Genomic DNA, 24,869 nt, shown 5'->3' on the forward strand with positions numbered 1-24,869 from the left:
TTGAAATCCTTCCCGCAGCTAACTGGCGTCGATTTGTCCGCCGCTCTAAGCTCCATTTTTTCTCTCAGGGACGACTCTCCATGAACACCGCTCTACTGATCATCGATGTCCAGCGCGCCATCAGCGTCGGTGAATACGCTGCCTTCGAGATCGATCGCGTGATCGATACCATCAACGTCCTCAGCGCCAAGGCACGAGCCGCGGGCCTCCCGGTTGTGGTGATCCAGCACGAAGAACCCGGCGACTACTTCCAGTTCGGCAGCGAGGGCTGGCAGCTGGCGGAAGACCTTGCCGTGGCGGACGGCGATATCCGCATCCGCAAGACCACCCCCGACTCGTTCCACAAGACCGAGTTGCTGGAAATGCTCCAGCAACATGGCATCCAGCGCCTGATCATCTGCGGTCTGCAGACCGACTACTGCGTGGATACCACGGTGCGCCGCGCCCTGGCCCTGGGCTATCAGGTGGTATTGCCGGCCGATGCCCATTCCACCTTGGACAACGCCGCACTCAGTGCGCCGCAGATCATCGCCCACCACAACGCGGTGCTCGGCAGCATGTCGAGTTTCGGCGTGCTGGCGCTGGTGGTTCCCGCCGAGTCGGTGTGCATCGAGGGCTGACGATTTCGCCCAGGCCCCCGGCACGGCTAGGGTGTCCAGTCCACCCCGTGCTCTTCAAGGTAGTCGTCCACGGCGGCGCCTACCGTCGGCTGGAAGATGTCGCTGCCGATTCGCGACAGCACTTCCAGCCGCCGGAGCTTGTCTTTCACCGGGTCCTTCATCTCTGCGAACCGCAATTCGACGCCTGACGCTCGCAGCGCCTGTTCCAGCTCGATGAGGATGTCGGCCGAGGTGACATCTACGCTGGTGACCGGCTCCGCCGCCACCACGACTCTGCGCACTGGCGTCGGACTGTTCGCTACGGCTTCCAGCACACAGTTCTGGAACAGTTCGGCGTTGGCGAAGAACAGCGGTGCGTCCCAGCGGAACAGCACCAGGCCGGGGACGAGGCGGGCATGGGGGTAGCGGGAAACATCGTGATAACCGCGGATGCCGTCGACTCGGCCGAGCACGGCGAAGTGCGGGCGCCAGCCGTCCCACAGGAACTCGATCACCGCGATGACGACCGCCAGGCCGATGCCGGGCACCGCTCCCAGTACCGCAACGCCAACGAAACAGGTGATGGACAGCCAGAATTCCCATTGCTGGATGCGGTAGATGCGGCGCAGGTCCTTGAATTCGAACAGGCCAAGGGCCGCAGCAATCACCACTGCTGCGAGAGCGCTGTTGGGCAGGTGCTGAAGCAGGTCGGGAGCAAGCAACAACAGCAGCGCCACGCCCAGGGCGCCAAAAACGCCGGTCAGTTGGGACTGCGCACCGGCCGCCTCGGCGACGGGAGTGCGCGATGAGCTGCTGCTGATGGGGATGCCCTGGAAAAAGCCCGTCGCCAGGTTAGCTACACCCAGGCCAAGCATTTCCTGGTTCGGATCTACCCGTGTGCGCGTCCTGGCGGCATATGTGCGCGACAGTACGCTGGTATCGGCGAAGGAAACCAGGGCCACGGCGAATCCACCGATGAGCACAGTGCCCAGGTCACCCGCCCCGATGAGGGGTAGGCTGAAGCTCGGCAATCCCTCAGGCAGTGATCCCACCACCTTGACGGCATGGGTTGCGTCCAGGCCGAACAGGCCTACCACCAGCGTGGCGGCCACTACCGCAATGAGAAGGCCCGGCACGCGCGGATATCGTTTGAGCAGGAGAATGATGGCCAGGGTGCCGGCGCCCACGGCAAAGGCGTGCCAGTTGGCCTTGCCATCGAACAGGGCCTGGAACAGGTGCAGCGTATCGCGCAGGGGGCCGGCGCTTTCGAAGGAGATGCCGAACAGCTTCGGCGTCTGGCTGATCAGTACTGTCAGGGCGATGCCGTTCATGTAGCCGTAGCGAATGGGCTTGGACAGCAGCTCGGTTATGAAACCGAGGCGCAACAGGCCGGCGCCGATGCAGACCAGCCCGGACACCAGGGCCATGGCGCTGGCGAGGGTTATCGCGCGGAGCGGATCGCCACCGGAAGCCGGCAGCACAACGGCCAGGATGATGGCGACCAGTGCCGAATCCGGGCCGAGCACCATGATGCGGCTGGGGCCGAACAGCGCGTAGGCGAGCAACGGAACGATGGTGGCATACAGGCCATAGATGCCCGGAACGCCCGAGGCTTCCGCATAGGCGATCCCGACGGGTACCAGCATGGCCGTCAGCACGAGGCCGGCGAGCAGGTCTTTTGGCAACCAACCCGCCTGGTACTGGCGCAGCGCCTGAAAGCCCGGCAGCCAGCGTTGCCACCCAGACGGAGCTGGCACTCGTGGTGTCTGCCCCGGGTCGGCCGTCTTGATTGATGGTGGTTCGCTCATGGGCGGTACCGGCAAGGATCAGGTGACTGGTGCGTGTGGCGTAAAGCTTAGTAGGGGCCGACGCAGGGCGCGGACGACTTGCCGGCATCGACGAATGTTTGCGGCAGATTCCGCCTTGCACTGCGCATTCATTGGCTAGGCTTTGTGCTAATTGGCCTTCTATCGCGGGCTCTGATGGGGGCAACCGCCGAGCGGGGTGTCTACATTTCTGTGTCGGGTGGCGCACAAATGGCAAATAGCAACGGACTGATCATTTGCGAGTATTGCGATGCGGTGTACCGGAAGGCCGCGTTGAGCAAGCACCAACGCGCCTTGTGCGTACGTTGCGGCGGGTTGATTCAGCGGCACGGGGGACTTTCGGTGCAGCAGCGCCTGGCGCTGAGTATCACGGCGGCGATCCTGCTGGTGTTCGCCAACGTCTACCCGGTCATGAGTATCAGCCTGCAAGGGCTCAGCAATTCGGCGACGCTCTGGGACTCGGTGCTGATCCTCAGTAACGGCCCCATCACCTTTATCGCACTGGTCGCCGCGCTGGCGATCATCTTCGCCCCGGTGCTGCAGGTCGGCCTGTTGATCTGGGTGTTCGGCTTCGCCGTCGCGGCCCAGCGTGCGCCGGGGTTTTCCGTCTGCATGCGCAGCCTGGAGGCACTGCGACCCTGGAGCATGCTGGAGGTCTGCTTGCTGGGCGCCATGGTGGCGGTCATCAAACTGGCGGGGATGCTGGATGTGATTCCGGGAATCGGCCTGGTCGCGCTTGCCGCGCTGAGTGTGTTGATCATCTACATCGCCGGTCGCGACGTCCGCGACCTCTGGGAGTGCCTGTGAACCCGCCGCTGGCAAGCGAGATGAACCTCTGTCTGTGCCACGGTTGCGGACTGGCGTGCGACCTGGGCAGCCATCGGCACCACTGCAGTCGTTGCGGTGCGCCTTTGCACGCACGCAAATCCGACTCCATCACACGCACCTGGGCCTACCTGCTGGCTGCGCTGGTGTTCTACATACCCGCCAACCTGCTGCCGGTGATGAACACCAGCATGTTCGGCAGCGGCCTGGACAGCACCATCGTGGGCGGCGTCCTGGAGTTCTGGGAAAGCGGCGCCTGGGACATCGCACTGATCATCTTCATTGCCAGCATCGGCGTGCCAGCCATCAAGTTCGGCGCCTTGCTGCTGTTGCTGGTCACTGCGCAGAAGCGCAGTGGCTGGGCGCGGCGCCAACGCGCTCAGCTCTATCGCTTCGTCGAGTTGATCGGCTACTGGTCGATGCTCGATGTGCTGGTCGTGGCCCTGGTCGCAGCGCTGGTACAGATGCAGGAGCTGGGCACCATCGAACCGCGCCCCGGCATCCTCTTCTTCGGCGTGGTGGTGGTGTTCACCATGCTCTCGGCCATGAGTTTCGATCCACGCCTGATCTGGGACGGCGAACTATCCACGGGGGATGCAACCCATGCAGCAACACACTGAAGGCGGTTCAGCGCCTGGGCAGGCGGAGATCCGGACACGGCGCTGGAACGTGTCGCTGGTCTGGATAGTGCCCATTGTCGCATTGCTGGTGGGCGCGTCACTGGTGGTGCGCAGCTGGATGGAGCAAGGCCCGACCATCACCATCAGTTTCAAGACCGGTGAAGGCCTGGCCGCGCACAAGACGCTGGTGAAGTACCGCAACGTGGTGATTGGCGAGGTCACCGCCGTCGAGCTGGCCGCGGACAAGAAGAGCGTCAACACCACCGTGGAACTGTTTCGCGAGGCGGAGTCTTTCGCCAGCGAGGACTCGGTGTTCTGGGTGGTGCGCCCGCGCATCGGGGCCGGCGGCGTCACCGGTACCGACACTTTGTTGTCAGGCAATTTCATTGGCGCCGATGCGGGGCAGTCGACAAAGCGCTCAAAGCACTTCACCGGACTCGAATCGCCACCGGCAATCACGTACGGCGAGAAGGGCAAGATCTTCACTCTGCACGCCAAAGACCTGGGTTCACTGGATATCGGCTCGCCGATCTATTACCGCAAGATTCCGGTGGGTGAGGTGGTTTCCTATGCGCTGGACGCCAAGGGTACAGGCGTCGACATCGGCATATTCATCGAGGCCCCCAACGACACGTTCGTCACCACCAACACGCGCTTCTGGAATGCCAGTGGCATTGATGTCGCTCTGGACTCCAAGGGTGTGAAGGTCAACACCGAGTCACTGTCTTCAATACTGATTGGTGGCCTGGCGTTTCGCACGCCCGAATACATCGTCGATGACAAACCGGCGGCGGAGAAAACCGATTTCGAGCTGTTCGCCGATGAAGAAACCGCCCTGGCGCCACCCGATGGCATTGCACGCCAGCTGCGCCTTCGATTCGACCAGGCGCTGCGTGGCCTGGCCGTTGATGCGCCCGTGGAGTTCATGGGCGTGAATTTCGGCAAGGTCACCGCCGTTCGCCTGGACTTCGACCCCGTGAAGCGGACGTTCCCGGTGATCGTCGATGCGATCATTTACCCCCAACGCATAGGCCCCGCCCACAACAAGATGCTGGAGGTCCTCAAGCACTCTCCCGACGATGAAAAGGCCAGCGGCCTGTTGCTCGCCGGCTTTATCGAGCACGGCCTGCGCGCCCAGGCGCGCAGTGGCAACCTGTTGACCGGCCAGCTTTACATTTCGCTGGACTTCTATCCGGATGCGGAAAAGGCTGCCTTCGATCCGAACCAGACGCCGTTCATGATTCCCACGGTGCCTGGCAGTCTCGAGAAAGTTCAGGAGCAGCTGCAGCAGATGGTCAACCGGATCAACGCGCTGCCGTTGGAGCGCATTGCCAACAACCTCGATGGCAACCTGAGCGAACTGAATCGCAGCCTGAAGCAGTTCAACACCCGGACGTTGCCCGGCGTCCAGGGCACCCTGGACGAGATTCGCAAGACGGTGCAAGCGGCCAATTCGGCATTGGCGGAGGACTCCCCACAGCGCGAACAGATGACCGATACCCTCGAGCAGCTGGAGCGGATGTCCCGCTCGCTGCGGGACCTGTCGGATTATCTGGGCAGGCACCCCGAATCGCTGATCCGCGGCCGTCCGGCAGCCACCGATGCACAGAACCTGCAGCCATGAGCACCGCGAACAAGGAGTCGAGTCGAATGACGATATTGCACAAAGCATTTCTGGTCGGGCTGCTGGTGATGCTGGGCGCTTGCAGCAGCGCGCCGATCCGCTACCACACGCTGGTTCCCAAACAATCGACGAGCGGCGTCGCCCTGGATATCCGCGTCGACCAGGTCACGGTGCCGCCCCAGGTCGATCGCTCGCAGATCGTCGTGCGCCAGGGTGATACCGGCCTGGCGATCCTGGAGACCGAATGGTGGGGCGCCAGCCTGGCCGATGAGCTGCAGAATGCCCTGGTCGACCAGCTCGGCTCGACGCCCGCGGCTTCGGCGCAGGCGTCCTTGCGGGTGGATGTGCAGCGCTTCGATTCGGTGCCCGGTCAGTTTTCGCTGCTGGATGCCAGATGGCGCCTGAAACCGGCGGGGGCGGGTGCCATCACAGCCTGCCGGACCACATTGCAAACCCCGGCCGGCAACTCGGTGGACCAACTGGTAGCGGCGCATCAGGTTAACCTGCAAAAGCTCGCGGAAATCATCGGCCAGGCCAGTCGAGGGCAACTGAGGGCGTGTCCGACGGCTTCAGTCAACTGACCGGAGAGGGCGTCAGGCGTCGCGCAACAGGTCGTGGGCGTCGAGCAGACGCCAGGCGATTTCCGGATGCAGTTCAAGACCGCGGCGGATGGCCGCCGGGATGGACTGCCGCGTCTTGCGGCAAAGACCGGGCAGCTCGTCGATGCGGATATCGATGCCACGCATGCTGCGCACTTCGTTGAAGCCGGGGGCGATATGCAGGCGCACGCCGAGCTGCTCGTAAATGCGCCGCTGCATATGCTCCAGGTCTTCCAGGCTGCGGATGTTCTCCAGCCTCTCCAGCAGGCGCTTCTCCTCCTGACGGGTCAGCAGCAGGATGCGGACATCGGCACCGGGCAGCTCCAGCAACTCCTCACGCCCGCAATTGCAGGCGCCGGGAGGGCAGGGTTGTCGGGTAGGGAGAGTGAGCGTCATGGGTTCCGATCATAGTCAGCCGATTGCCCGGACGCCATCGGCGCCCGGGACCGGTTCATCGCAGCAGTTCAGCCACCGCCAGGAGCACTGCCTCCGGCTTTTCGCGATGGGGAACATGACCGCAGTCTTCGATGAGCAGCATCCGGGACGGGCCGTCGGTCAGGCGCGCGATCTGCTGAGGATGCAGCTCGGAGCCGAACTCGTCCTGGTCGCCGTGGATAGCGAGTACAGGACAGTCCAGCCGGTCCACCTCCGCTTCAAGGTTCCAGTCGGCGAAGGCAGGCGACAGCCAGGTCTCCGTCCAGGCCTCCAGCACCCAGCGGGCCTTATCGCCGTGGTACTTGCGCAGTCGATCCAGTTGGTCGTCCTGCTGAAAAACCTGTTTGGCTTCACGGATGCCCGCCAGGGTACGGTCTTCGACAAAGGCCTGCGCCGACTCGGTGATCAAGGCCAGGCAATGCTCCCGGTGGCGGTTTGCGCAGTGAGTGGCCATGCCGCCGCCGACGCTGTGGCCGAAGGCGATGAACTCGCGTATACCGAGGCGGTCCTTGACCAGCGGGAAGTCGCGCTCGGCCTCATCTCCAACGAAGCCGAAGGCGAGCTGCCCTGGATGCGCGCTCGAGCGGCCGAAGCCCAGCCGGTCGTAGGCCACCACGGTCCTGCCGGTGATGCTCGCCAGTTTGGCGGGAAATTCACGCCACAGCTCCACGCAGCCGAGCGAGTCGTGGAATAGCACGATGGGTGCTTCGTCAACGGATGGGCTGAGGTGGTCGGGGCTCCAGATGCGCACGAAGAGCCTACCGTGGAGGCTGCTGATCCAGAGGTCCTGAGTGTGGTGGCTGGGGCTTGGCACAGCTGACTCCAGGGCAAGGGGACGCCCCACAGGCTGCCAGAAAATGGCGCGCCAGGCAGCCGACGTACCTGTTCGTGATTGAAGTTTCTTGCCTATGGCCCCTATGTGGGGGCATCGCAGATGCAGCAGGCCAGATCGTAACCCGGATGAACTCCGGGAGCGGCGATAGGACTTTCCCCGGATTTCATCCGGGCTACTGAAGATCCGACTTCATCCTGTAAACCAGGCATTTCGATCGTCACAGGCAGAGCCGATGAATCATGGCACGCCCTAACGACGTGGTTTCCCAGGCTCAAACGAAAAAGCCCCGCAACATGTGCGGGGCTTCTTCTTAAATCGGCGTTACAGCGGGCGAACCTGCTCGGCCTGAGGCCCTTTGGGGCCATCGGTGACGAGGAAGGAGACGCGCTGCCCCTCGTCCAGGCTCTTGTAGCCAGAGCTTTCAATCTGACGGAAGTGTACGAATACGTCCGGACCGGATTCGGGGCTGATGAAGCCAAAGCCCTTTTCGGCGTTGAACCACTTGACGGTTCCGTTTTGGCGGGTCGACATAATGATGAATCTCCAAGGTGCAGGAATACGGGGTCGGCAATAGCGTGACCGTGACTGAATGCGAAGTGAAGGGTGCCGAGGAGATGGAGAATCGTAAGGACAAAACATCAAGACGGTGCCGCAAGACTGGGCAGGCAGTGCTGTGAGAATACAGGGTTTGTTGGTATTGAATAGTTTTTTCTGACTGAGGACGACGCCCGGAATGCGCTGGAGGGCCGGACAATTGCCCCGGCGCGGCAATGGGTATGCCTGTATAGTCCCAAGTGAGTCGCTCGCAATGACGGCTCATCACTCAAAGGTGACTCCGATGTCCGATACACCGACAAGCCGATCGAGATCGCAGCTGGACGAGCAGACACAAGCATTCCTGTCAAAGGGCGGCGAGATCAAGGAAATACCCACCGGAGCAACCGGATGGAACACTGACCGCAAGAAGACGCAATGGACTAAAGCGCAGACGAAGAAGCCCGATGCGTGAATCGGGGCCCGCTGCCCGCAACGACCAAGCCCGCTGAAGCGGGCTTTTTTGCGGGTTGAACAACGGGTGGCGTCCTGCAAGGCAACCAGTGGGCAAGAAATCTCGACCTTGCTTGACCAATGGAACAATTCGCTGCAAACCGGCGACCCGCACCAGGTTGTCGCCAACTACGCTTGCAGTGACTCAACCAGCCAGTCGCAGAAGCTGCCGGTGAGCGGGTCGCCCTCGCTGTCGCGGTGCACCAGCCAGCTCCAGTTCGGACCACGCACGGTCTGTTCCGCGAGCGGCACCAACTGTCCCCGATCCCGCGCGTGGCTGCCCAGCAACTGGCTGACCAGGGCGATCCCCAACCCTTGGCTGGCGGCATCCAGCAGCAGGCCGGGATCGGAAAAATTCAGCCCCTGGCTCTGCTGTCCGACATCGACGCCGCCCTGCACCTGCCAGTGGCTCCAGTCCATCTCGCGCTCACCATGCAGGGTGGTCCGCGAGTCCGCAGCCATGTCCAGCAGGGCGGGGTGGCAGGCGGGGTAGAGGCGATCTTCCAGCAGCACGCGAAAACTGCATTCGGCTTGGGCGCTGAGGTCGTCGCGCACGGCGATGTCGATGGTCTGGGTGGCCATCTCCGGTGTCTCGTCAGTGGTCAGCAACCAGAGGTCGACCTGCGGATGGCGCTTGTGAAAGTCTGCCAGGCGCGGCACCAGCCAGTGGCGGGCAAAGGCGGGCGTGGTGTTGACCACCAGTTGATTGGGCTTGCGGTACTGGTCCAGGCGGCGGATGCCCACGGCCAGTTGCTGCAGTAGCGACTGGGTGGTGCTCAGCAGGTCGAAGCCGGCGTCGGTCAGCGCCACGCTGCGGCCGTTGCGGAAGAACAGCGGCTGTTCGAGGAAACTTTCCAGGCTGCGAATCTGCTGGCTGATGGCCGACTGGGTGAGGTGAAGTTCTTCAGCTGCTTTGTGGAAGCTGCCCAGTCGGGCTGCCGCTTCGAAGCCGCGCAGGGCATTCAGGGGTGGCCAGTGTTTCAGCATGATAGATAAGCTCGGCTAATCAGTAAGCTGCAAAATCTATCGTTTGTTCGTCCGTTTTTACAGGCCTAGCATGCAAGCCATTACCGCAGTCGCGGTTATTCAGTGATAACAAATACTTAACTGAAGGCGCTTGTATGCAACTCAAAGATTCGCAGAACGGCTGGGTCATGCCTGCCGAATGGGCACCCCATGCAGCCACCTGGATGGCCTTTCCCCATAACCAGGCCCTGTGGGAAAACGGCTGGGGCGTAACCCTGGCGGATGTGCAGGTGGACTTCGCTCGAGTGGCCAACGCAATTGCCCGCTTCGAGCCGGTGAAGATGGTGGTCGACCCCTCAGCACTGGAACGGGCGCGTGAGCTCTGCGGGCCGAATATCGAGTTGGTCGAATTGGCGATCAACGACAGCTGGTGCCGCGACTCCGGACCGAGCTTCGTCTGCCATCCGCGCCTGGGCACGGCCGGCGTGAACTGGCGCTTCAATGCCTGGGGCGGGAAGTCCGCCTTTGATCTGGACGAAAGCCTGGCAGGGCGCATCCTCAACGGCCTTGGCTTGGAGTGCTTCGATACCGCGCTGGTCAATGAGGGCGGCGCCATCCATGTGGACGGGCAGGGCACGCTGATCACCACCGAGTCGGTGCTGCTCAACGGCAACCGCAACCCGGGCATGAGCAAGGCCGAGATGGAGGAAATCTTCTCCCGCCTGCTGGGTGTGAAGAAGACCATCTGGCTGCCGGGCGATCCCGACTACGTCACCGGTGACATGACTGACGGTCACGTCGACGGCGTGTGCGCTTTTGCCCGGCCTGGTGCGCTGCTGGTGGATGCCACGCGTGACGCGTCTTCGGTGTACGCCGAAATCGTGCGCGAGAACCGCCGTGCCCTGGAGCTCTCCACCGATGCGCAGGGGCGCCGCTTTGAAATGCTCGAACTCTTCGAGGCCGGCGAAGCGGTGGATCAGGACGCCGAGGTGTTCTGCGCGTCCTACACCAACTTCTACATCGTCAATGGCGCGATCATCATGCCGGCCTACGGCATCGCCGCCGATGACGAAGCGGCAGCGACCCTGCGCCTGGCCTTCCCGGGGCGTGAAGTGGTGCCGGTGCAGATCAACCACTTGGCCCACGGCGGCGGTGGCGTGCACTGCATCACCCAGCAACAGCCGGCCTGGCCGCTGAAGGGGTGATGCCATGACTGGACTGACCGTCGCTACCACCCAGTTCGCCTGCAGCTGGGACCTGGAAAGCAACCTCGATCAAGCCGAACAACGGGTGCGGGAAGCTGCGGCCAAGGGCGCGCAACTGATCCTCCTGCAAGAGCTGTTCGCCACGCCGTACTTCTGCATCGAACAGGACCACAAACACCTGTCACTGGCGCAGGAATATGGCGATAGCCCAGTGCTCAAGCGCTTTGCCGATCTTGCCCGCGAGCTGGGGGTGGTGCTGCCTCTGAGCTGGTTCGAGCGTGCCGGCAACGCCTTCTTCAACTCGCTGGCGGTGGCCGATGCCGATGGCCGCCTGCTTGGCGTGTACCGCAAGACCCACATCCCCAATGCCATTGGCTACCAGGAGAAGGAGTACTTCAGCCCTGGCGATACCGGATTCCGCGTCTGGGATACCGCCTTCGGTCGCATCGGCGTGGGCATCTGCTGGGATCAGTGGTTCCCCGAGACTGCACGTTGCATGGCGTTGATGGGGGCCGAGGTGCTGCTCTATCCGACCGCCATCGGTTCCGAGCCCGGCGCTACCGGGCTGGACTCGCGCGATCACTGGCAACTGACCCAGCGCGGCCACGCCGCCGCCAACATCCTGCCGGTAATCGCCGCCAACCGCGTCGGTCAGGAAGTGGCCAGCAGCGACCCGGATTTGCAGATGCGCTTCTACGGCTCCTCCTTCATCACCGATCACAAGGGCAAGCTCCTGGCCGAGGCCGACCGCGATACCACGGGTGTGCTGGTGCAGCGGCTGGACCTCGCCGCCATGCGTGAGGAACGCCTGAACTGGGGCATCTACCGTGATCGCCGGCCGGAAATGTACGGGGCGTTGCTTGGGCTGGATGGTCGTCAAATCCACGAGCGCTGGCAGCGCCAGGGAGTCTGAAGATGAATGTCATGAAGAAGCTCTTGATCGTCTCGCTGGGCCTTGGCTTCAGCGCTCTGCAACTGGCCGCGCAGGCCGAGGAAAAGGTCCTGCGCCTGTACAACTGGGCGGACTACTTCGCCCCGGACACGCTCAACGCCTTCACGCGGGAGACGGGTATCCGGGTCATCTACGACGTGATGGACAGCAGCGAGACGCTGGAGGCCAAGATGATGTCCGGCCACAGCGGCTATGACCTGATCTTCCCCGGCGACACCGTGGCCGAGCGCCTGATGCGCGCCGGCGCCTTGCAGAAGCTCGATCGCAGCAAACTCGAACACTTGGCGGACGTCGAACCGGGCCTGCGGACTCTGCAGACGAAGTATCCCTACTCGCGGCATGCCACGGTGCCTTACACCTGGGGCACCATCGGGCTGACCTACAACCAGGCAATGATCGACAAGCGTCTGGCCGAGGCGCCGGTCAACAGCCTGGACATGATCTTCAAGCCCGAGCTGGCAGCGAAGTTCGCGGACTGCGGCATCTCGATGATCGATTCGCCCGATGAAGTGCTGGCTGTGGTGCTCAACTACCTTGGCCACGACCCCCGTAGCAGCAAGCCGGACGAACTGGCCGAGGCGGTGGCGCTGCTCAAGGGCATCAAGCCGTATATCCGCAAGTTCCAGTCACAGCCGGTCACCCAACTGGTCAATGGCGATCTGTGCCTGTCTCTCGGCTATAGCGGCGACATGACCCAGGCCCAGCGTGCAGCGGATGAAGCCGGCAAGCCCGCGCGCTTCCAGTACCGCATCCCCCGAGAAGGCACCACGGTGTGGATGGATACCATGGCCATCCCCGCCGATGCCCAGCACTCGGAGTATGCCTACGCGCTGATCAACTTCGTCATGCGTCCGGAAAACATGGCGGCCATCAGCAACGCCACCGGCTATCCCACCTCGAGTGCCCTGGCTCGGCCGATGGTGGATGCCGACATGCGCAATAACCCGGACATCTATGTCGACGAGGCGACCTACACGCGGCTGATCCCCGGCAAGGACATTCCGCAGCGTGACATGCGTGCGCGAATGCGCGCATGGACCACCTTCAAGACGGCCATTCACGACTGAACCCGCATCCCTACCCAACAGAGGACCTTACATGTCTACACGTCGTGACTTCATCAAGCAGATGATGGTCGCCAGCGGAATCGGTGCCGCTGCCACGCTTGGCCTTGGTCTTGGCGCGGCCCGTGTGCCCGCCGCCCTAGCCGGCAGCTGGTACATGCCCGACGAGCACGCCCCGCAGGAACGGGTGATCCTTGCCTTCGCGGCGTCCTCCACTGTCTGGGAGGACTGGGCGTCCGCGGTGAACGACACTATTGCCCTGCTGGCCAGGACCATTGCCAGGTACCAGCCGGTTACTGTGCTGTGCCGGGCCAACCAGCTGTCGTCGGCCAAGAGCAAATGCGGCACCACCAACATCGAGTTCCTGACCATGCCGCTGGATGACGTCTGGGTGCGCGACTACGGCGGCTGCTTCGTGGTCGACGGGGCGGGTGGCCTGGGCCTGGTGGACTTCAACTTCAACGGCTGGGGCAACAAGCAGACGTCGGCCAACGACGCCCAGGTGGCCGACGTCCTGAGCTACGAGATGGAGGCCGCCTACATCCGCAGCGCACTGGTAGGCGAGGGCGGCGGCATCGAGGTGGATGGGCACGGCACCGCGATTATCACCGAAAGTTGCTGGGTCAATGGCAACCGCAATCCGGGGCTCAGTAAGGCACAGATCGAAGCCGAGCTGAAGGCCAACCTTGGTGTGCGCAAGATCATCTGGCTGCCGGGCATCAGGAACAAGGACATTACCGACGCCCACGTCGACTTCTATGCGCGCTTCGTCAAACCCGGCGTGGTAATCGCAAACCTCGACAACGACCCCAAGTCCTACGACTACGCCGTGACGCGCAAGCACCTGGAAATCCTCAACGCTGCCACCGACGCCGATGGGCGCAGGCTGGTGGTTCACAGCTTGCCGCCGCCGCTGAGCGTGCGCAGCAATCAGTACACCCGCAACAACCCGGATTTCGCGCCGGGATACATCAACTACCTGCCGATCAACGGCGCCGTGATCGCCCCGGAGTTTGGCGATGCCGCCGCCGACAAGTACTGCAAGGACCTGCTGGCCAAGCTGTATCCCGGCCGCGCGGTGGTGCAGGTGAACATTGACCCGATTGCCGCTGGCGGTGGTGGTATCCATTGCGTGACCAAGAACATGCCGAAGGTTTGATGGCCCCCACAAGGAAAAAAGCCGATTCCGGGCACAAAACCGCGGTTTGTAGGATGGCGTGGAGCGAAGCGATACCCATCAACGAAGCGGCATTCAGTGCTCGGTCAGTATCCTCTCGTGAACGTACTGCCTGAACTGTTCAGCCGGCAGCGCGCGGGAGAACAGGTTGCCCTGGTAGGTCTGGCAGCCATGGGTGGCCAGGAAAGCGCGCTGCGCTTCGGTCTCCACGCCCTCTGCGATCACCGAGAGCCCGAGAATCTGGCTCAGGCTGATGATCGCGCAGGCGATGGCCGCATCGTTGGGATCGACCAGCACATCCCTGATGAATGACTGGTCGATCTTGAGCTGGTCCAGCGGCAGGCTCTTCAGGTAGGAGAGTGACGAGTAGCCGGTGCCGAAATCATCCAGCGAAAGGCCGATGCCGATCTCCTTCAGTTCGATCATCTTGGCGACGGTACTTTCCATGTCCTCCACCAGCAGGCCTTCGGTCAGCTCCAGCTTCAGCTTCTTCGGATCGGCCCCGGTGTACCGCAATACGGTCAGTACTTCTTCGACGAAGTCGGGATGGTGGAACTGACGGGCACTGACGTTCACCGCCACCACCAGCCGGGCGGTCTCCGGATGCCTGGCCCAGGCCACCAGCTGGGCGCAGGCGGTTTGCAGCGCCCAGTGGCCCAGCGGCAGGATCAGCCCTGTCTCTTCGGCCAGCGGAATGAACATGGCAGGCAACACGAGACCGCGCTCGGGATGTTGCCATCTCATGAGCGCCTCTGCGCCGATGATGCGGCCCTCGATGTTCACCTGTGGTTGGAAATGCAGCAGCAGCTCCTTGCCCTGCAGACCCTGGCGCAAATCCGCTTCCAGCCGGGCGCGTGCGGTGGCGACTGCCTGCATCTCGGGGTCGAAGAAACGCAGCGTGTTGCGCCCCGCCGCCTTGGCGCGGTACATCGCGAGGTCGGCGCGCTTCATGACGTCGTCAACCGAATTCAGCTGCCCCTGGAACAGCGCGATGCCCAAGCTGGGCGTGCTGTGGTGCTCGTAGCCATCCATCTGGTAGGTGATGTTGAGCGCGTTGAGGATTTTTTCGCAGACGGCTCTGGCCTGGATAGCGGCATCTGGCGGATTTTCGTTGAGCCCTTCGAGCAGGACGACGAACTCATCCCCGCCCAGACGGGCGACGGTATCGCTTTCGCGAATGCAACCGCAAAGGCGGTGGGCCACTTCCTGCAGCAACATGTCGCCGCGGTCATGCCCCAGGGTGTCGTTCAGCGCCTTGAAGTTGTCGAGGTCGATCAGGATGACGGCGCTCGTGTGCAGATTGCGGGCGCCGCCGGCCAATACATGCTGCAAGCGGTCCAGCAGCAGCCGGCGGTTCGCCAGGCCGGTCAGTTGATCGTAGAAGGCCAGGCGCCTGACCTCCTGTTCGGCGGCTTTGCGGTGGGTGATATCCGTGTTGATGGACAGAACGGATTGCGGCCGGCCGTTATCGTCGCGTACCAGGGTTCGGTGGCTTTCGAAGGTGATCGTGCTGCCATCCCGGCGTCGCAGCGTCACTTCACCCGACCAGTCCCCGGTCTCTATCAGGCAGTGGGTGGCCACATCGACAGCGGCGTGCCCCTGGTAGATCAGGTCCTGTGCCGACTTGCCCAGCGCTTCTTCCTTGAACAGCCCGTAGAGTCGCTCGGCGCTCTTGTTCCAGTACAGGATGCGGTGATCCATGTCGTGCACGACGATGGCGTCCTGGGCCTTGTCCAGCAGTGATGCCTGTTGGCGGAACTGCTTTTCGCTTTCGCGCAACACGGCCAGGTAACCCTCGCGCTCAGACGCGTGCGCTTCCATTTCGCGCTTGATCCGGCGGCCATAGAACACCGCCGCGCTGACCATCAACAGCACGAACAGCATGATGGAATACTCGATCCGTCGCAGTTCTTCGACTGACTCCAGTTCCTCTTCCAGCAGCTTGCTCTGGATCAGGCCAACGCGCTCCCGCACCGTGGCCAGCGAGGCGAGCAGCTTGGCGTACTTGCGGTCCATCGTGGCCATGCGCTTACCGGCGTTGTCCGACTGGCCTTCCCGGAAAAAGGAGAAGATCAGCGAGGCCTCCTTAACCATCTCGCCCATCGCAGCGTCGACTTCGGCTACCTCGTCCTTCAAGGCCAGGGTGAAAACCTGGATCTCGGCGCTGTGCTCCGCTTGATGGACGATCCGCTCCTGCAGTTGCTGCTTGACGTTGGAAAGGTGTTCGTTGAAGGCCTGCAAGGCCGCGGTCATATTGCGCGACTCGGCTTCGACATCGTGGGTGTCGAACACGTTGTTGCCGGGGGCGTTCACTTCCGATGCCAGGCTGCCCAGTGTCGAGTAGGCTGACAGTTGCAGGACCCAGGACTGGTTCGCCTTGATGGAGCGGTGATAGGTGTCGACGATCAGGTGGTTCAGCAGCACGCTCAGCACGACGACCAGCACGTCGAAGCCCGCGAGGAAGAAGTACATGCGGTGCCACTTGGTCGAGCGTGGCTTGTCGGAATGGCTGGATAGGGCCTGGTTGGCAGCGCTTTCACCTTCGAAAGAATCCATTTCACGATCTCCAGGCAAAGTCCCTGTAACGGCGTCGCGCGAACGTCCAATCAGGCGCTGCATCTGCGTGCGGATACAGCTGGCTGACGGTCGAGACTGGAAATGAACGAAGCGGCCCGGGCCGCCTCGATGGGACTCGACTACCGCTTAAGCATAGCTACGAAATGGCCACTATTTGGCCGGACGACTGCTGGCTTCTCAGCGGCGACGGACTGTAGTGGTGTCCTGACCCTTAGGTGCCCTGAATCCATTTCTCGATCACCGACGGTCGCACGCTATCGCATGAAGGTGTACGGCCGTGAGCAACGCCAGAGCAAAAAGGACCGTTACGGTGCCAAGGCGCAATCCGGCACGTCATACCGTGACAGTCAAACTCACGAACGATGAGCATTCATAAAATGCATCGTTTTCGCTTCTTGCGGCGCGCCGCTAAAGTCGTGCATTCGACCGTCCGGAGTTTGGGTCGAGCGCCAATGGTGGGTCGGTGAAGCGTTTTCCCCGCAACGGACGTCGCCGGTGCTGCGGTGGTTCGATGTGGCATTAGTGTTTGGCGGTTTGGCCGTGACGGATGAGTTCGATCCGCAAATCCGATTCATAGGGCGGGACGTGGCACTCGACGATGTCTCCGGGTGCGGCCTGCAGGCGAATGCCCACGATATCGGCACGGATTGGCTGGGTGCTTGTGCAGCGGTCCACCAGGACTGCGGTATGCACTCGGCGTGCGCCCTGTTGCGCGAGGTAGGCGCAGGTGCGCAGCAGTGAGTGGCCCTCGTAGAGCACATCGTCAACTACCAGCAAGGGCAACTCGGCCAGGTTCAGGGCCGCAAGCGCGTCATTGCCCGTGAGCGAGGTTTCCGGGTGGAGCAGGGTGAGGTCGTCGGCATAGCGCTTTACCTTGAGTGGGTAGAGCGGTGGCGCCGGGGCGTCGGTCAGGGCGCGGAAGTGCGCCTGGATCATGCCCGCGAGCGGGTCTCCCCGGCGCAGGATACCGACCATGGCAAAGGGGGTGCCGGAGAAGCAGGCGACGATCTGCCGTGCCATGGCTGCCAGCACGAGGTCGATTTCTTCTGGGTCATACAGGCAGATGCGATCGGTCACGGATCAGCCCCTGGCGTCAGTCGGTGTTGTGGATCAAGCGGTATCGGTCGACAAGGGTCGCCGCGATGCTCTCGGCGGTATCCACCACGACCAGGCGACCGGCTTTCAGGGCCAGTTCCACGCCCGGTAGGGGGACGCTATCGCTGATCGCGAGGCCTTGCAGCAGGGGCGACTCCAACAGCCCCATGCCCTCGGTGAAGAGGCCGTGGGTGGCCATCGCGAAGATTCGGCGCGCGCCTCCGGCATGGCAGGCCTGGGCCGCGCGCAGGAGGGTGGAGCCGGTGCTGATGAGGTCGTCCAGGAGGATCACGGTGCAGCCCTCGACTTCGCCCACGAGCATGCCGCCGCTAAGCGTTTCATCGCGCCGATATTTTTCGACGCAGGCATGGCCGATTGCGCGGCCCAGGCGCACCTCGAGCGCTTGCCGGAACAACTCGGCACGTTTGATTCCGCCGAGGTCTGGAGAGGCGACTACCACTGGCCCGCCATCGTCCCAGCCGATGAAGCTATCCGCGAACAGCCGGGCGTTGTCCAGGTTGACGGTGGGAATCCGGAAGGCATTGTCCAGAGCGGCCTGATTGTGTGTTTCCATGGTGATCAGGCTGTCGACCCGCGAGGCTTCCAGCAGCGTCGCGACGTAGCGGGTGATCACCTGGTCCTGCGCCTGGATTCGCCGCTCCTTGCGGCTGTAGCAGAGGTAGGGGGACACCACCAGCAGATGGTTCGCGCCGGCATCCTTGATGGCGGAACAGAGGAACAGGAGCCGACAAAGCTTGTCGTGCACGCTGAGGCCGGGCTCCGCATAAAGGCCGGCAAACACCACGACTTGCCTGCCGGCGACGGGTTCCAGGGGATGGCACTTGTATTCGCCATCCTCGTAGGTCCGCTCCGCCACTGTCCCCAACGGAATACCCAGGTGCCGGGCGACCCGTTCCGCAAAGGGGTGCGCCTCGTGGAGTGCGAAGAGCAGCGGGATGTCTCGACTCATCGGTTCACCTCCAAACAGGCGGTAACGGGGCCTTTGACCGGTCGGCGCCAGTCAGCCACCGGCGCTGATGTGATTGATATCAGGCGGACTTCACTGGAATCAGCTTCTCGGGCTTGATGGTATCCGGGCGCTTGGGCAGTGAAATTGTCAGCACACCTTTGGAAAAGCTGGCTTCGATCCGTTCTGCGTCGACACCTTTGGGCAGACTGAACGCGCGTTGGAATGCACCGTAATGCCGTTCGGACAGGTGGTAGTCCTTCTGCTTTTCCTCCTTCTCGGCCTTCTTTTCGCCACTGATGACGAGGTTGCCATTGGAGAGTCGGATCTGGATGTCCTTCTCTTCTACCCCAGGCAGTTCGGCGGTGACTTCGAATGAGTTTTCCTTCTCGGCAATATCGATTGCCGGTATGCCGCGACCGGGGGAGGTACTCCCCCAGAACGAATCGACGTCCGGCGAGCTGCGCCCGAGCGGGAAGTGCAGGGGAGACCGGCCGAAATCCTCGAACAGGCGGTCTATCTGTTGGCGAAGGGATTCGAAGGGATGCCTTTGCTCCTGTACCGCGGGGTTCTTGGCAGGCGTGGACTTGATCTCTTCAGGACGGCTGCGTTCAGTGTCGGCCATGGTGGTTCGCTCCTCGATCGGTTTCTCGGGACGGCTCTTCAATAATTCTGTGAGCCTCCCCGCGAGGATTGTTGATCTTCGTCAATTAGTTGATTTCTACCCCTGACCCCCGGTCCGGTTGCACGGTTGGGCATAGGCTGCGATGGGTGATTCCTCTATCGGGTCGGGGCGATGGGGATTCCTTGATGTTGATCAATCGCGCCAGCCTGCGCAGGGCATAGCGTGGATTTGACAATCATCGACAAGCGTCGAGTGAGGAAACCATGGGGGTCTCCAGGTTGGATCATCCCGCGAAGCTGCGGTCACACCCGGCGAACGGTCGCAGGCTTTTCGAGGTGCGCCCGGTCGATGGCGCTCTGGCTTGCGCGAGGGAATGGGCCTGGGATAGCGGCTTGTCGGAGACGTTCCAGTTGGAATCCCAAGGGCGCAATCCCAGTAGCGGTGCCGGGCAGCGGACGCAGCACTTGTGGTTGCACAAGTTCGGCAATGCCTTCAAGGAGCGCTACGACGGTTATGGGGGCGAGGGGTGCGGGCGATGCAAGCGTGCCGGCATGAGAGCGCTGCAGGTGTTGCGAGGGGTGAATGTTTCATGATCAGTCTCACCCCCCGAAGGCTGAAGCTGGCAAGGCGGCAGGAGGACGGCGACAGCACGCAAGTGCTTCAACTCGTCATCGATCATCCCCTGGATTGCGACCTTGAGACCATCCCAGGGCAGTTCTTCATGCTCAGCCTACCGGGTGTAGGAGAGGGCCCGTTCAGTTATCTGGAGATGCCGGACAGCCTGGGAAACTTTCGCGCGCTCGTTCGTTCCAGGGGGCGCCTCACTTCAGCGCTCCTGTCCCAACCGGAAGGGACAGTACTGGGCTACCGAGGGCCATACGGGGTCGGTTGGCCCTTGCTTATCGGCCGCCATTCCGTCCTGATCATTACCCTTGGATACGGGCTGGTTTCCCTGGCTTCCTATGTTCAGGAAGCCTGTAATTGGCGCCTGCCAGGGAAGCTGCGCCTGCTGCATATCAGCAACGGCCGCGCCTCCCTTGCGCTCGACGCGGCCCGTGCGTACTGGCACTCCGAGTTGGGCGTGGTGGAGCTTGAAGTGCCGGATATTGCCACCGCCTGGTTCCATGGCGCGGAGCAGCAGCTACTTGCGGACCTGTTTGCCGCCGAACGGCCGGATGCTGTGCTTTGCTGCGGACCAGAGCCCTTCATGCAGGCCGCCGGGCGCTTGTGCGTGGCCAAGGGCGTGGCGCCGGAAAGCATCTGGCTGTCGATCATGCGGCGCATGTCGTGCGGCGTTGGCCTGTGCGGTAACTGCCACTTCGGCACGACCTACGTTTGCATGCACGGCCCCGTCTTACGCTACGACCACTACTGGCAACAGATGCGCTACTGCGAACCGCACCAACCATGGCTGGGCGAATGGCTATATTGAGGGGCAGATGCCTGGAGCGAGTTGCTCGGGGGCACTCTAACGTTGGTTCGGGACGTCCGAGTTCTGTTCCTGCCTGCCTTCTTCGTCGTGGGGATGGCCTTGCCGACATAGGGCCTGGATATCCAGCAGTCGCACTTCACGCCCTTCGCCGTCGATCAGCCCCTGTTCCCGAAAGCGGGTGAACAGGCGGCTGACCGTTTCTGTTGTCATGCCCAGGAAGTTGCCGATATCACAGCGCTTCATCGGCAGCACGAATTTCGATGCCGACAGACCGCGCTGGCTGTAGCGCGCGGAGAGGTTGAGCAGGAACGCGGCGAAACGCTGCTCTGCACTGTCCCGTGAGTGGCTGTGACGTTCATGCTCTACATGGATTTCCCGACTCATTGTGCTGAGGAGTTGCTTTCTCAGCCCGGGTATCACCCCCGCCAACTCTTCGAGCTGATGCAGGGGAATGGTGCAGACCGCCGAGGTTTCCAGCGCGACCGAATAGCTGGGGTAGTTGTCGCGGCCTATGGCGTCCAGACCGATCAGCTCCCCTGGCAGGTGGAAACCAGTGATCTGCTCCACGCCGTCGGCGGTGAGCAGGTAGGTCTTGATAGCACCTGAACGCAGTGCATAGACGTGTTGAACGGGTTCACCCGCGCGGATCAGGTAGTCGTGCTTATGAATCGGCCGGTTTCGCTTGATGATGCCTTCAAGCTCGCTGATTTCAGCCTCGCGCAGGCTTACGGGCAGGCAAAAACGGTTCAGCGAGCAGTCGTGGCAGTTGATACGCAACGACGCCTCCGATTTCGGGGTGCTGTCCAGCGAGTCATGTGTCATGGAAAGCGATCGTTCAAGATTTCAAACACAGATTTTAGGTGGTTGAAGCGTGTTGGAGATGCCTGCTCGTCTGTTTTATGGCGAACTCACGCCTGCTTTCCTGATTTATATTTTTAGTCTCGATTTTATCGAAATTTATTACTTCTACCTTGACCTCGCCGAGTGCTACAGCATGCCCGCAAAGCCTCGCCGCTTCGTCATGGGCATCCGACGTGAAGGACTACGCTGCTGTTCGACCTGGCTCGATTGGCGTTCGCACCGGTTCTGATTGATTCAGGTGAGCATTGGAAGGGTCAACCCGGCTCGGCTTGATCCGCTGACTGGGCGGTGGCGTCCTCAGCACGCCACCGGGCCGATTCAAGGCGGTTGCGGCCACGTTGCTTGGCCTGGTAGAGCAACCGGTCCACGGCCTGGATGAAGGGCAGGGGTTGCTCATCGTGACGGGGAACCACCGTGCCGACACCGAGGCTGATGGTGAGCAGCGAAGCAACGCCGGATTTCTCGTGGGGGATGCACTGTTCGCGGATCAGTTTGCGGCAGCGCTCGGCCACCTGGCGGGCGGCAGGCTCGTCGGTAGCCGGGAGGATCAGTACGAACTCCTCGCCGCCGAAGCGGGCGACGAAGTCGCGGGGGCGGATGGCGGCATTCATCAGGGCGCGGCCGACATTCCTCAAGCAATCGTCGCCCTGAATATGGCCGTAGTGGTCGTTGTACTGCTTGAAGTAGTCGATATCGAGCAGGATCAGCGACAGGGGTTCGCCAGTGCGCTGGGCGTTGGCCCATTCCATGTCGAGCATCGAATCGAACATGCGGCGGTTGGCGACGCCGGTGAGGCCGTCCTTGTAGGAATACTCTTCCAGCTGCTTCTGCAGGTCGATCAGTTGCTGCTCGGCTTTCTTTCGTTCGCTGATGTCGAACATGAACCCGATCAGGGCTTCCACCTCGCCTTCGCTGTTGCGCATCACATGCACCACGTCGCGAATCCACACGTAGTCACCGTTGGCGGTGAGGGCGCGGTAGTCCGCCTCGTGGTCGGTACCGGCCTGGGACTGGGAGACGCAGAAGGCGACGACCGCGTCTCGGTCGTCCGGATGCATGCGTTCGGCCCAGTCATTGACCGTCACCCAACTGGACTGGCTCCAGCCCAGCAGTTCTTCGATCTGTGGGCCGATGTAGGCGAAGGTCATGGACTGCCAGTCGATCTTCCAGGGGATCGCCCGGGTGGACTCCAGCAGGGCCTTGTAGACCTCCTGGGTGGATTCGATTTCGTCGCTCATGACTGCCCCCGTGCTGGCCGATTCGGTTGGCGCCTTTCCTTGCGCAAAGCCTTCTTATACCGAATCAGCCGGGATTCAGGCAGTGGCCTCGAAGGCCGCGTGATAGCTCACATCGCCCTCGGGCCAGCTACCGCTGAAGGACAGGGCCTGGAAGTACTCGGCCGGCACGCCGGGCAGAACCAGCCCCGGGCGCACGATGAAGCCGAAGCGGCTGTAGTAAGCGGGGTCGCCCAGCAGCACACAGCCTTCCGCGCCCAGCTCGCGCAACCCGGCCAGGGCGGCCCACATCAGCTGCGAACCGATGCCGGTGCCCTGGTGCGCAGGCGCCACGGAAATAGGACCCAGGCCGTACCAGTCGCAGCTACCGGAAGAAATGCTCACCGGCGACAGGGCCACGTGGCCGACTATCTGACCTGCCTCTTCAGCCACCAGGGACAGCGACAGTTGCCCGGCATCGCGCAGGGCATTGACGATGAACTGCTCGGTGCCGCTGCTGTGGGGCGCCTGGGCGAAGGCGGCGACAGTCAGGGTTTCGATGGCGGCGATGTCGGTCGGGGCTTCAGGACGAATCTGCAGGCTCATGATTTGTTTCCGGGTGCGGGCTGGGTGGCGGCACCGGGCAGCGGTGCGCCCTTGGGCCAAAGCAGCCAGATCTGGCCTTGCTGCTTCATGTTGCCGGCCAGTTCGCCCGCTTCGGCGCCGGTACCCCAGAACAGGTCCGCGCGTACTTCGCCGGCAATGGCGCCGCCGGTGTCCTGGGCGGCCACCGGGCGGGTTACCGGGCTGCCGTCGGGGCGGGTGGTGGAGAGCCAGAGCAGGCTGCCCAAGGGGATTACCTTGCGGTCGATGGCGACGCTGTACCCGGCGGTGAGTGGCACGTTGAGGGAACCACGCGGGCCTTCGTTGCTGTCGGGGTTGAGGCCGAAGAAGACGAAGCTGGGATTGCTCGCCAGCAGTTCCGGCACCCGCTGCGGGTTCGTCTTCGCCCAGTCGCGGATTGCGCCCATGCTGACGTCTTCTTTCTTCAACTGCCCTTGCTCCACGAGCCAGCGCCCCACCGGGCGATAAGGGTGGCCGTTCTGGTCGGCATAGCCGATGCGCAGTTGGCGACCGCTTTCCAGCTGGATGCGACCGGAGCCCTGGATCTGCAGGAATTGCAGGTCCATCGGGTCGGTCAGCCAGGCCAGCACCGGGGCCTTGACGCCCTGGGTGCGGATGGTGGCGGCGTCGTCATAAGGCTTGAGGACGCGACCTTCCAGGCGGCCGCGCAAGCGCTTGCCCTTGAGCTCGGGGTAGAGGCCATCCAGGGCGACCACGATCATGTCTTCGGGAATCCCGTAGACGGGAATCGGCGTTTGCTCGGTCTGTTCCAGACTGCCGGCATACACCGGCTCGTAGTAGCCGGTGATCAGGCCTTCGGGGCTGTTGCGGGCGTTGCGCAGGCTGTAGACCTCCAGGTGGGACTGCAGATAAGCGCGCACGGCGGCCGGGTCTTCCGGTACCTGGGTGGCGCTGGCGCAGGTGGTCGACCAAATCGGATCCTTGGCCAGTCGCGCGCAGGCCGAACGCCAGGCGTTGAAGCCGGCAATCACATCGGCATCGCTGCTGGCGGGGAGGTCTTCCCAACGGGCCTTGGAATAGGTGTCGACCTTGGGGGGTTCGGGCTTAGCGGGTTCTTTGTCGCAACCGGCGAGCAGGGAGAGGAGGGCGGCGACGCAGAGCGCCAGCCGGCCCCGTCGGTAGAGAGGGGCAATCACGTCGTGATGTTCCTGGTGAGTGATTCGAGCACGGTAGCTTGGTGAATGGCTGGGTCGACGTCAAATTCGACGCACGGTTGTATTGATCCAAGCCACTGAAATCATAAGGAAATATTCATCTAATAGGGTGCTCGCAGCTTTTACAGAGGCCTTTGGTGTGACCCGTATCGTTAGAAACTTCCGCAAGACCCTCGACGCCGTGGCCCTGAACAACGAGGCCGCTGCCGTGGCCGTGATGCGCGCAGCCGATAGAATCGGCGACGCCGCGCTGAAAGAGCAACTGTTCAATGTGATCCAGCGAATGAATCAGGACGCGGCCGAGCTGCGCGTGGTGCGTGACCATGTCTCCTGAACCATTGCAGGGGATGCTTCCGCTTCGATCGAATGAAATTGCAGCTTGACCTGAAGGCACTCGGGCTTCTAGATTGCCCGCCATGACTCAATTCCCTTGGTTGTCCGGCCCCGCGATTATTACCGCCATTCCAGCAGTGGCGGGTTAGCCGACGACCAAACAGAAACCCGCCCTCGAGGCGGGTTTTTTCC

At 62.5% G+C, this 24,869-nt stretch carries 26 protein-coding genes; 13 read left to right on the plus strand and 13 right to left on the minus strand.

Annotated features, from left to right (window positions below; genetic code table 11):
* Positions 1 to 80: 80 nt before the first annotated feature.
* Entirely contained in the window at positions 81 to 620 is a 540-nt protein-coding gene (locus E8F20_RS21865) for a cysteine hydrolase family protein (protein ID WP_280285619.1), read from the plus strand.
* A 26-nt stretch (positions 621 to 646) separates the two neighbouring features.
* Here E8F20_RS21865 and sulP read toward each other — a convergent pair whose 3' ends face one another.
* The gene (gene sulP, locus E8F20_RS21870) at positions 647 to 2,356 is read right to left on the minus strand and encodes a sulfate permease (RefSeq protein ID WP_280285662.1); all 1,710 of its coding nucleotides are present in this window, start codon (positions 2,354 to 2,356) and stop codon (positions 647 to 649) included.
* A gap of 279 nt (positions 2,357 to 2,635) precedes the next feature.
* On the opposite strand from sulP, the gene E8F20_RS21875 reads away from it, so the two are divergent.
* Genes E8F20_RS21875 through E8F20_RS21890 form a run of 4 tightly spaced genes read left to right on the plus strand, consistent with a single transcriptional unit; the run spans position 2,636 to position 6,075 of the window.
* Entirely contained in the window at positions 2,636 to 3,232 is a 597-nt protein-coding gene (locus E8F20_RS21875; RefSeq protein ID WP_280285620.1) for a paraquat-inducible protein A, read from the plus strand.
* Positions 3,229 to 3,870 (plus strand): paraquat-inducible protein A, encoded by a 642-nt coding sequence (locus tag E8F20_RS21880; protein ID WP_280285621.1) that lies wholly within the window; start codon positions 3,229 to 3,231, stop codon positions 3,868 to 3,870. Before E8F20_RS21875 ends, E8F20_RS21880 begins: the two co-directional genes overlap by 4 nt.
* A complete protein-coding gene (locus E8F20_RS21885; protein ID WP_280285622.1) occupies positions 3,854 to 5,494 on the plus strand; it encodes an MlaD family protein in 1,641 nt (546 codons plus the stop codon). Before E8F20_RS21880 ends, E8F20_RS21885 begins: the two co-directional genes overlap by 17 nt.
* On the plus strand, positions 5,491 to 6,075 hold the full coding sequence (locus tag E8F20_RS21890; protein WP_280285623.1) for a PqiC family protein: 585 nt from the start codon (positions 5,491 to 5,493) through the stop codon (positions 6,073 to 6,075). The genes E8F20_RS21885 and E8F20_RS21890 overlap by 4 nt, the downstream gene beginning before the upstream one ends.
* Positions 6,076 to 6,087: 12 nt before the next feature.
* Here E8F20_RS21890 and E8F20_RS21895 read toward each other — a convergent pair whose 3' ends face one another.
* From E8F20_RS21895 to E8F20_RS21905, 3 genes are all read right to left on the minus strand, one after another.
* Positions 6,088 to 6,489 carry a hypothetical protein gene (locus tag E8F20_RS21895; protein ID WP_280285624.1) on the minus strand — a complete coding sequence of 134 codons (402 nt, stop codon included), beginning with the start codon at positions 6,487 to 6,489 and terminating at the stop codon, positions 6,088 to 6,090.
* A 55-nt stretch (positions 6,490 to 6,544) separates the two neighbouring features.
* A complete protein-coding gene (locus tag E8F20_RS21900; RefSeq protein ID WP_280285625.1) occupies positions 6,545 to 7,342 on the minus strand; it encodes an alpha/beta hydrolase in 798 nt (265 codons plus the stop codon).
* 342 nt (positions 7,343 to 7,684) lie between these two features.
* Positions 7,685 to 7,894, minus strand: a complete 210-nt coding sequence (locus tag E8F20_RS21905; protein WP_028629355.1) for a cold-shock protein — start codon at positions 7,892 to 7,894, stop codon at positions 7,685 to 7,687.
* Between the two features lie 307 nt (positions 7,895 to 8,201).
* Here E8F20_RS21905 and E8F20_RS21910 point away from each other — a divergent pair, with 307 nt between their 5' ends.
* Positions 8,202 to 8,372 carry a hypothetical protein gene (locus E8F20_RS21910; protein ID WP_280285626.1) on the plus strand — a complete coding sequence of 57 codons (171 nt, stop codon included), beginning with the start codon at positions 8,202 to 8,204 and terminating at the stop codon, positions 8,370 to 8,372.
* Between the two features lie 167 nt (positions 8,373 to 8,539).
* Here E8F20_RS21910 and E8F20_RS21915 read toward each other — a convergent pair whose 3' ends face one another.
* Entirely contained in the window at positions 8,540 to 9,397 is an 858-nt protein-coding gene (locus tag E8F20_RS21915) for a LysR substrate-binding domain-containing protein (RefSeq protein ID WP_280285627.1), read from the minus strand.
* Positions 9,398 to 9,531: 134 nt separating this feature from the next.
* Here E8F20_RS21915 and E8F20_RS21920 point away from each other — a divergent pair, with 134 nt between their 5' ends.
* From E8F20_RS21920 to E8F20_RS21935, 4 genes are read left to right on the plus strand one after another with little or no spacing between them, the layout of a single operon-like run.
* Positions 9,532 to 10,581, plus strand: coding sequence for an agmatine deiminase family protein (locus E8F20_RS21920; RefSeq protein ID WP_280285628.1), 1,050 nt, complete (start codon positions 9,532 to 9,534; stop codon positions 10,579 to 10,581).
* 4 nt (positions 10,582 to 10,585) lie between these two features.
* Positions 10,586 to 11,494, plus strand: a complete 909-nt coding sequence (gene aguB, locus E8F20_RS21925; protein WP_280285629.1) for an N-carbamoylputrescine amidase — start codon at positions 10,586 to 10,588, stop codon at positions 11,492 to 11,494.
* A 2-nt stretch (positions 11,495 to 11,496) separates the two neighbouring features.
* A complete protein-coding gene (locus E8F20_RS21930; protein ID WP_280285630.1) occupies positions 11,497 to 12,600 on the plus strand; it encodes an extracellular solute-binding protein in 1,104 nt (367 codons plus the stop codon).
* 31 nt (positions 12,601 to 12,631) lie between these two features.
* On the plus strand, positions 12,632 to 13,756 hold the full coding sequence (locus E8F20_RS21935) for an agmatine deiminase family protein (protein WP_280285631.1): 1,125 nt from the start codon (positions 12,632 to 12,634) through the stop codon (positions 13,754 to 13,756).
* 93 nt (positions 13,757 to 13,849) lie between these two features.
* Here the strand turns inward: E8F20_RS21935 and E8F20_RS21940 are convergent, their stop codons facing one another.
* The 4 genes from E8F20_RS21940 to E8F20_RS21955 form a co-directional block, all read right to left on the minus strand.
* Complete coding sequence (locus E8F20_RS21940) at positions 13,850 to 16,330, minus strand: EAL domain-containing protein (RefSeq protein WP_280285632.1); 2,481 nt, start codon at positions 16,328 to 16,330, stop codon at positions 13,850 to 13,852.
* 540 nt (positions 16,331 to 16,870) lie between these two features.
* Positions 16,871 to 17,428 carry a phosphoribosyltransferase family protein gene (locus tag E8F20_RS21945; RefSeq protein WP_348529640.1) on the minus strand — a complete coding sequence of 186 codons (558 nt, stop codon included), beginning with the start codon at positions 17,426 to 17,428 and terminating at the stop codon, positions 16,871 to 16,873.
* Between the two features lie 16 nt (positions 17,429 to 17,444).
* Complete coding sequence (gene prs, locus E8F20_RS21950) at positions 17,445 to 18,416, minus strand: ribose-phosphate diphosphokinase (protein WP_280285633.1); 972 nt, start codon at positions 18,414 to 18,416, stop codon at positions 17,445 to 17,447.
* A gap of 79 nt (positions 18,417 to 18,495) precedes the next feature.
* The gene (locus E8F20_RS21955) at positions 18,496 to 19,038 is read right to left on the minus strand and encodes an Hsp20/alpha crystallin family protein (RefSeq protein ID WP_280285634.1); all 543 of its coding nucleotides are present in this window, start codon (positions 19,036 to 19,038) and stop codon (positions 18,496 to 18,498) included.
* 589 nt (positions 19,039 to 19,627) lie between these two features.
* Between E8F20_RS21955 and E8F20_RS21960 the strand changes: the two genes are divergently transcribed.
* Positions 19,628 to 20,470 carry an oxidoreductase gene (locus E8F20_RS21960; RefSeq protein WP_280285635.1) on the plus strand — a complete coding sequence of 281 codons (843 nt, stop codon included), beginning with the start codon at positions 19,628 to 19,630 and terminating at the stop codon, positions 20,468 to 20,470.
* Positions 20,471 to 20,506: 36 nt separating this feature from the next.
* Here E8F20_RS21960 and fnr read toward each other — a convergent pair whose 3' ends face one another.
* Complete coding sequence (gene fnr / locus E8F20_RS21965; protein ID WP_280285636.1) at positions 20,507 to 21,292, minus strand: fumarate/nitrate reduction transcriptional regulator Fnr; 786 nt, start codon at positions 21,290 to 21,292, stop codon at positions 20,507 to 20,509.
* Positions 21,293 to 21,350: 58 nt separating this feature from the next.
* On the opposite strand from fnr, the gene E8F20_RS21970 reads away from it, so the two are divergent.
* On the plus strand, positions 21,351 to 21,560 hold the full coding sequence (locus E8F20_RS21970; protein ID WP_280285637.1) for a hypothetical protein: 210 nt from the start codon (positions 21,351 to 21,353) through the stop codon (positions 21,558 to 21,560).
* Positions 21,561 to 21,585: 25 nt separating this feature from the next.
* Here the strand turns inward: E8F20_RS21970 and E8F20_RS21975 are convergent, their stop codons facing one another.
* From E8F20_RS21975 to E8F20_RS21985, 3 genes are all read right to left on the minus strand, one after another.
* Positions 21,586 to 22,569, minus strand: coding sequence for a sensor domain-containing diguanylate cyclase (locus E8F20_RS21975; RefSeq protein ID WP_280285638.1), 984 nt, complete (start codon positions 22,567 to 22,569; stop codon positions 21,586 to 21,588).
* Between the two features lie 75 nt (positions 22,570 to 22,644).
* Positions 22,645 to 23,151, minus strand: a complete 507-nt coding sequence (locus tag E8F20_RS21980; protein WP_280285639.1) for an N-acetyltransferase — start codon at positions 23,149 to 23,151, stop codon at positions 22,645 to 22,647.
* On the minus strand, positions 23,148 to 24,326 hold the full coding sequence (locus E8F20_RS21985; RefSeq protein WP_280285640.1) for a murein transglycosylase A: 1,179 nt from the start codon (positions 24,324 to 24,326) through the stop codon (positions 23,148 to 23,150). The genes E8F20_RS21980 and E8F20_RS21985 overlap by 4 nt, the downstream gene beginning before the upstream one ends.
* A gap of 157 nt (positions 24,327 to 24,483) precedes the next feature.
* On the opposite strand from E8F20_RS21985, the gene E8F20_RS21990 reads away from it, so the two are divergent.
* Positions 24,484 to 24,678, plus strand: a complete 195-nt coding sequence (locus E8F20_RS21990; protein WP_028629375.1) for a hypothetical protein — start codon at positions 24,484 to 24,486, stop codon at positions 24,676 to 24,678.
* Positions 24,679 to 24,869: the final 191 nt, after the last annotated feature.

Origin of the sequence: Pseudomonas sp. BN415, assembly GCF_029871195.1 — a bacterium.
Lineage (GTDB): Bacteria > Pseudomonadota > Gammaproteobacteria > Pseudomonadales > Pseudomonadaceae > Metapseudomonas > Metapseudomonas resinovorans.